This is a genomic window from Aquabacterium sp. UBA2148 (assembly GCF_002328915.1).
Lineage (GTDB): Bacteria > Pseudomonadota > Gammaproteobacteria > Burkholderiales > Burkholderiaceae_C > Aquabacterium > Aquabacterium parvum.
The window spans coordinates 1-6,281 of sequence record NZ_DCXA01000052.1 but is presented as its reverse complement, the minus strand read 5'-3'; the positions used below and the strand labels follow the sequence as shown (position 1 = coordinate 6,281).

Here is a 6,281-nt window from a genome sequence, read left to right as displayed (position 1 = left end):
CAGACGCCTCAGGTGTTTCGCCTGGGCCTGCTTCAGCCAGCCTTGCTGGGGGCGTTGTCTGACCCCGCCACGGCGGCGGCCGTCACCGACGAGGCCAGCGCCATCGAGATGCTGGGGCACGCGCCTCGCTTGGTGACGGGCGATTTCGAGAACTTCAAGGTCACTTGGCCGGGCGACTTCGCTTTGGCCGAGCGCCTGTTGGCGACGCGGGTTTGAGCGCCGAAAGCTGGGGCTCGCTGGCCTTGGCCTTGGCTTTGGCTGCTTTCGGTTCTGTCGAGGGGGCTGCCTGGCGCGAGGCTGCTGCCTTGATGGCTGCCATCGCGATCGGTTTGGCCCACTCCGGCGTCTGACCCATGGCGGTGGCGCTTGCCGGCACGCGCACCTGACCTTGCTGCCAATGCACCACCAATTTGGGTTGGGGTGCCTGACCCTGGTGTGGATCGGCGTCGTGGCTGTTGTCGTAGACGCGCAGCTCAGCCAGGTGTGGCAACAGCTGGATCAATTGCAAACGGCTTTGGTCAAAGCGTCGGCGGATGTCGGCCTCAGGGATGTCATGGCCGCCTTTGCGCACCCGGGCCTTGACGCGAGCCAGGTGCTGCTCCGGGCTGGCCAGCCCCACGTACCAGATCCGCACCTCGATGCCAGCCAGAGCGGCCTGTTTGAGCAGGCGCGCAAAGCTTTGTCCACCCAGGGTGGTTTCAAAGTTGTGATCCAGCCGCTGGGCGATGGCATGTTGAAGCAGGCGCTTGCCCTCATGCCAGGCGGCGCTGTTGGCTTGCGTGGCGCTCAGGTGCGGCTGAGCAGCCCGGATGCGGGCGGCGGCCTCATCTGGGTTGAAGTACTGGGCGCCATGGGCGCGGATGGTGGCCCCGCCGATGCTGCTTTTGCCGGCACCGTTGGTGCCAGCCAGCACAAAAATGCGGGGGGCGTGGGCAGTCTGGTCCACGGGCAGCCTCTCTGTTTTCTGGGTTGAAACGACAAGGCGCACCTGTGGGTGCGCCTGAAGCGTGCGGCGCATCGAGGCGCCTGGTGGTGCGTCTGACCGACTTCAGTGAGCTGGTGTCACCGCTGCCAGGGCCGCTGCGCCCAGCTCTTTGGGGGAGGCGTCGAAAGCCGCCAGCATGCCCTGGCGCGATGCCGGCGTCTGCATTTGTTGAAGCAAGGCATCGAACTCATGGCTCAGGCTGCCCAGGGCCTGGTCGCGCGCGTCAAGCAAAGCCTGGTAGGCGTCCAGAGACAGCACCACGGCCGTGGGCCGGTCTCGCTTGGTGATGGCCACCATGCCTTGGCTGGAGGCTGCGTCCAGGACGCGCCCGAAGCTGTTCTTGGCTTCGGTGGCAGAAAACTCGGGAACAGCCACCTCTTCGCCTCGGTGGTTGCGCAAGGTCAGTGCAGTCATGGGGATGCCCTTCGCGATCAAATTTGATCGATGGGGCCATTTTAGCCATTTCGGCTGATTTGTCCAGTTCTTCTGGCCAAAATGGCCATTCCGCCGATGGCTAGCAGCAGCATGCTGGAGGGCTCAGGCACGCTGGACACCCAGGTGGCCTGCTGCCCGGAGCTGGCCATGGTGGCGTCGATCCAGCTGCGGTAGCTGGCGACCTGCACGAACGCCGAACCCTCTGTTGCACCCGTGTCGCCGTCCTGGAGCACTGCAGATGCCACGCCGAGCAGCAGCGCTCCCGCGCTGTCGGCCGGTGTCCCGGCGAACAAAGCGCCGCCGCTGTCGCCCCCTTGCAAATGGGCGTTGCCGTTGGTCAGCAGCCAGTTCACCGAGGCGGCAACAGCGGCGTCTGCCTGGTAGGTGGTGGCAGCTTCGTACGCGGTCGTGCTGGCGAAGCCGTTGGGTGCCTGGTTCTGTGCCGACACCATGGTCAGTGTGCCCAGCGACGCGACCTGCGACGAGGTGATCACCTCGTCATTGAGAAAGGGGGTGGCGATGCTCAGTGATGAAGAAAGCCGGACCAGCGCGATGTCGTCGTTCGGGAAGTCGGCGCTGCTGAACGTGTAGGTGGCGCTCACCAGAGACGAGCCGGCCTGCGACACGAAGCTGCTCGAGCCGACCGTCAGTGAGCTGGCCACGTGCGCTGCCGTCAGGACCCAGTTGCTCGCGATGAGCACGCCAGAGGCGCCTCCAAGCTCCCCAATGGCATCAAAGCCGTTGGTCGCCGTGCCATTGACGATGGCGTGAGCCGCCGGTGCGAAGCTAAAGGCGGATCCCACAGCAAGGGATGCAACGATTGAGCGAAGAACACACGAGCGGTTTTGCATGGTGAGACGAGGCTGGGTGTTGGGCTTGAGCGACCGATGCTGCTGGGCGATGCCACGCCGGTGCTCTGGCGCAGTCCAAGGCGTGACTTACCCCAAGGATGCGTCACCAAAGGGCCTTTGGGCCATTGGGGCATTCCTCGTGGGGGCGATCTGGTGCCTCCGTGCGCGCGACGAAAAGGAAAAACCCGGCGGGTGCCGGGTTGTCAGGTTCGTGTGGCGCTTTGGCCTCACCAGGATGTTTCGTGCTCCGGGGTCGCCTTGATCCGATGGATCGACAGGTCGGCGCCTTCGAACTCTTCTTCTTGCGACAGGCGCAGGCCCATGGCCTTGTTGAGCACCCCGTAAACCAGCCCGCCGGAGAGCAGTGCAAACGCCACCACACCCAGCGTGCCGACGGTCTGGGTCAGCAGGCTCACGCCACCAGCGCCACCGAGTTCGGTCTGCCCGAAGATGCCTGCCGCGATCCCTCCCCAGGCTCCGCACAAGCCGTGCAGCGGCCAGACGCCCAACACGTCATCGATCTTCCATCTGTTCTGCACCAGCGTGAACATCAGCACAAAGATCGCGCCTGCGATGCCGCCCACCACCAACGCACCTGCCGGATGCATGATGTCCGAGCCGGCGCACACCGCCACCAGGCCGGCCAGGGGGCCGTTGTAGGCAAAGCCCGGGTCGTTGCGGCCCATGAGCACGGCCACCAGCGTGCCACCCACCAGTGCCATCAACGAGTTCACCGCGACCAGGCCCGAGATCTTGTCGATGGTCTGGGCGCTCATCACGTTGAAGCCGAACCAGCCCACGGCCAGGATCCACGAACCCAGCGCCAGGAAGGGGATGCTCGAGGGAGGGTGGGCCGAGATTTCACCGTTCTTGCGATAGCGGTTGCGGCGCGCGCCCAGGATGAGCACGGCCGGCAACGCCAGCCAGCCACCGAAGGCGTGAACCACCACCGAGCCAGCGAAGTCGTGCATCGGGGTGCCCGAGAGAGAGTGCAGCCAGTCGCCCACTCCGAACTTGTTGTTCCAGATGGCGCCTTCGCACAGCGGGTAGAACAGGCCCACGATGGCCGCCGTGGCAATCAACTGCGGGCCGAACTTGGCGCGCTCGGCGATGCCGCCGGAAATGATGGCCGGGATGGCCGCTGCGAACGTCAGCAGGAAGAAAAACTTGACCAGGGCGTAGCCGTTGTTCTGCGCCAGGGTGCCAGCGCCAGCGTAGAAGTCGACCCCGTAGGCGATGGTGTAGCCCACGAAAAAGTAGGCCAGCGTCGAGACGCAGAAATCGACCAGGATCTTGACCAGGGCATTGACCTGGTTTTTGTGCCGTACCGTGCCCAATTCGAGGAAGGCGAAGCCGGCGTGCATGGCGAGCACCATGACGGCGCCCAAAAGGATGAACAGCGCGTCAGCGCCTTGTTTGAGTTGATCCATAGTTTGGTTCCACAGCGGAGGAGGCCGCACCGATCTGAGTCGTTTTGGGCCGGGTACATCGGAAAGCACCAAAAGCAAGCAAAACGCATGCCTGGTTTTGGGGCGAAAGGAGCCTCTGCGGGCGCGAATCATGACTCTCATTGGTGCGTCAGCGTTCTTTCATTGCCAATTGCACCGAAGTTGTGCGCTCCGGGCGCCGCAATGTGTGCGCCGCCAGGTGGGCACACCGGGGGAGCTTTTCTCGCGTCTGGCCTCAACGGGTGCTCGGATCGCCGGACAATGGCGGCTGTCAACCGACATCAGTCCAACCAGCGCGGACCGCTCGCGGTCCCTTTTGAAGCACCGTTCACATGAGCGCACCAGCCATCCGCATCGGAGAAGGGTGGGACACCCACGCCCTCGTCGTCGGCCGTCCTTTGATCCTGGGAGGGGTTGCCATCCCTCACACCCATGGCCTGCTCGGGCATTCCGATGCCGACGCGTTGCTGCACGCCATCACGGACTCACTGCTGGGCGCAGCCGGCCTTGGTGACATCGGCCGTCACTTCCCTGACACGGACGAAAGCTTCAAAGGCGCCGATTCGGTCGTGCTGCTCAAGGAGGCCCATCGCCGGGTGATCGATGCCGGCTGGGGGGTGGTCAACCTGGACACCACCATCGTGGCCCAGGCCCCGAAAATGGCGCCTCACATTGGCGCCATGCGCCAGCGAATCGCCCAGGCACTGGGCCTGGACGAGTCGCAGGTCAACGTCAAGGCCAAGACGGCCGAGAAGATGGGGCCGGTGGGCGAGGGCAGGGCGATCGAGACTCGGGCGGTCTGCCTGCTCTACCGACTCTGAGCCCGCTCAAGGTGCGCGTTTGAGCCGGATGTGCGCCACCAGGCCGCCGCCCGGCGCATTCGCCAGCTCGAACGAGCCACCCATGCGCTGCAAGGCTTTGTCCACGATGGCCAGCCCCAGGCCAGCACCGGTGGCGGCGGTGCGGGCCGCGTCACCCCGGAAGAAGGGCGTGGTCAGCTGAGGCAGCTTCTCTGGCGCCACCCCGGGCCCGTGGTCGCGAACCGACAAGATCACCCATGCGCCCGAGCGCGTGTAGCTCACGTCCACGTTGGTCACGCCCGTGTAGGTGTTGCGGCCATACCGCCGGGCGTTTTCAAACAGGTTGGTCAGCACGCGGCCCAGTTCGGTTTCGTCGGCCATGACGCGCGTGTCGATCGGCAACTTGGCCGTGATGCGGATGCGCTTGGTGTCGCGGAACTGGCTGATCGCCTTGTCCACCACGCTCGAGACGTGCACCGCCACCAGCTCGACCTCGCCGGGGCGGGCGTAGTCCATGAACTTGTCGATGATGGCGTCGAGCTGGTCGATGTCGGCGGCCATGTTGCGCTTGGCTTCCTCGTCGACCACGCTCATCTCGGCCTCCAGGCGCATGCGGGCCAGCGGCGTGCGCAGGTCGTGCGAGATGCCGGCCAGCATCACGGCACGGTCTTCTTCCACCTTGGCGAGTTCTCGCGCCATGCGGTTGAAGCCCTGGTTCACCTCGCGGATCTCGCGCGTGATCATGGATTCATCCAGCACCGAGTCGTACTCGCCTTCGCGGATGCGGCTGGCCGCGAACGACAGCTCCTTGAGCGGCTGGTTGATGAGCCGCGCGATGATGGCCGAGCCCAGCACGGTGGCCACCAGCGCAATGCCCACCCAGATGAACCAGGTGCCTGCAGCCAGTGGCTCGACCCGGGTCGGATCGGCCTGCAGCCAGTAGTTGTCGCGCTCGATCTGAAAGCCCACCCACAGCCCCGGCACGCCATTGACGCTGCTGGCCACCACCGTGGTGGGTCCCAGGCGCGAGCGCAGCTGCTCCCCGATGGCCCGCGTGAAGCGGCTGATCTCGAAGGCTTCGAAGCGGTCTGCGGGCTCCCGCGGTTTGAGGCGGATGGACTCCTGGTCTGAAAGCGTCTTGATCAGCGTGAGCCGGTTGATGCTGTCGGAGTAGCGCAGCGCCGCCCGCGACAAGTTGACCAGGCTGGCGATCTGCTGGGCGGCCTGGACCGCGCGCGGCTCGAACTCGAGCGCGCGAAAGGTCTGGACCCAGGCGAAGATGCCCGCCGTCAGCAACAGGCCAAGCAGGATGAAGGTGCGCCAGAAAAGGCTGAGGGCGAACCGCTTTCTTGGCATCGATCAAGCCCCGCCGTCCGGCACGAACACATAACCCACGCCCCACACCGTCTGGATGTAGCGAGGTTGTGCCGGATCGGGTTCGATCATCTTGCGCAGGCGCGAGATCTGCACGTCGAGGCTGCGGTCGAATGGTTCGAACTCGCGGCCGCGGGCCAACTGAGCCAGCTTGTCGCGGCTCAGCGGCTGGCGCGGGTGGCGCACCAGGGCCTTGAGCATCGAGAACTCGCCGGTGGTCAGGGCGATGGGCTCGCCTTCCTTGCTTAGGCGGCGCAAGGCCAGGTCGAACTCGAAGGGGCCGAACGTGACCGTCTGGGCTTCCTTGGCGGGCGCGCCGGGGGCTTCCTGGGCCGGGCGGCGACGCAGCACGGCGTGGATGCGTGCCAGCAGCTCGCGCGGGTTGAAG

At 65.4% G+C, this 6,281-nt stretch carries 8 protein-coding genes; 2 read left to right on the top strand and 6 right to left on the bottom strand.

Going from position 1 to position 6,281, the window contains the following annotated elements:
- A partial coding sequence (locus B2W70_RS02865; protein ID WP_286742657.1) for a 2-C-methyl-D-erythritol 4-phosphate cytidylyltransferase occupies window positions 1-216 on the top strand: 216 nt, incomplete at its 5' end.
- On the opposite strand, the gene B2W70_RS02860 is transcribed toward B2W70_RS02865, so the two are convergent.
- From B2W70_RS02860 to B2W70_RS02845, 4 genes are all read right to left on the bottom strand, one after another.
- Complete coding sequence (locus tag B2W70_RS02860) at window positions 161-946, bottom strand: zeta toxin family protein (protein WP_286742655.1); 786 nt, start codon at window positions 944-946, stop codon at window positions 161-163. The genes B2W70_RS02865 and B2W70_RS02860 overlap by 56 nt on opposite strands.
- A 102-nt stretch (window positions 947-1,048) precedes the next feature.
- Window positions 1,049-1,399 (bottom strand): type II toxin-antitoxin system Phd/YefM family antitoxin, encoded by a 351-nt coding sequence (locus tag B2W70_RS02855; RefSeq protein WP_286742652.1) that lies wholly within the window; start codon window positions 1,397-1,399, stop codon window positions 1,049-1,051.
- A gap of 41 nt (window positions 1,400-1,440) precedes the next feature.
- Complete coding sequence (locus B2W70_RS02850) at window positions 1,441-2,223, bottom strand: trypsin-like serine protease (RefSeq protein ID WP_286742650.1); 783 nt, start codon at window positions 2,221-2,223, stop codon at window positions 1,441-1,443.
- A gap of 275 nt (window positions 2,224-2,498) precedes the next feature.
- Window positions 2,499-3,701 (bottom strand): ammonium transporter, encoded by a 1,203-nt coding sequence (locus tag B2W70_RS02845; RefSeq protein ID WP_286742648.1) that lies wholly within the window; start codon window positions 3,699-3,701, stop codon window positions 2,499-2,501.
- Window positions 3,702-4,051: 350 nt separating this feature from the next.
- Here B2W70_RS02845 and ispF point away from each other — a divergent pair, with 350 nt between their 5' ends.
- Window positions 4,052-4,540 carry a 2-C-methyl-D-erythritol 2,4-cyclodiphosphate synthase gene (gene ispF / locus B2W70_RS02840; protein ID WP_286742646.1) on the top strand — a complete coding sequence of 163 codons (489 nt, stop codon included), beginning with the start codon at window positions 4,052-4,054 and terminating at the stop codon, window positions 4,538-4,540.
- Window positions 4,541-4,546: 6 nt separating this feature from the next.
- On the opposite strand, the gene B2W70_RS02835 is transcribed toward ispF, so the two are convergent.
- Both B2W70_RS02835 and B2W70_RS02830 read right to left on the bottom strand, forming a co-directional pair.
- Window positions 4,547-5,875, bottom strand: coding sequence for a sensor histidine kinase (locus B2W70_RS02835; protein WP_286742643.1), 1,329 nt, complete (start codon window positions 5,873-5,875; stop codon window positions 4,547-4,549).
- A 3-nt stretch (window positions 5,876-5,878) separates the two neighbouring features.
- On the bottom strand, window positions 5,879-6,281 hold a 403-nt coding region (locus B2W70_RS02830; protein ID WP_286742640.1), incomplete at its 5' end, for a winged helix-turn-helix domain-containing protein.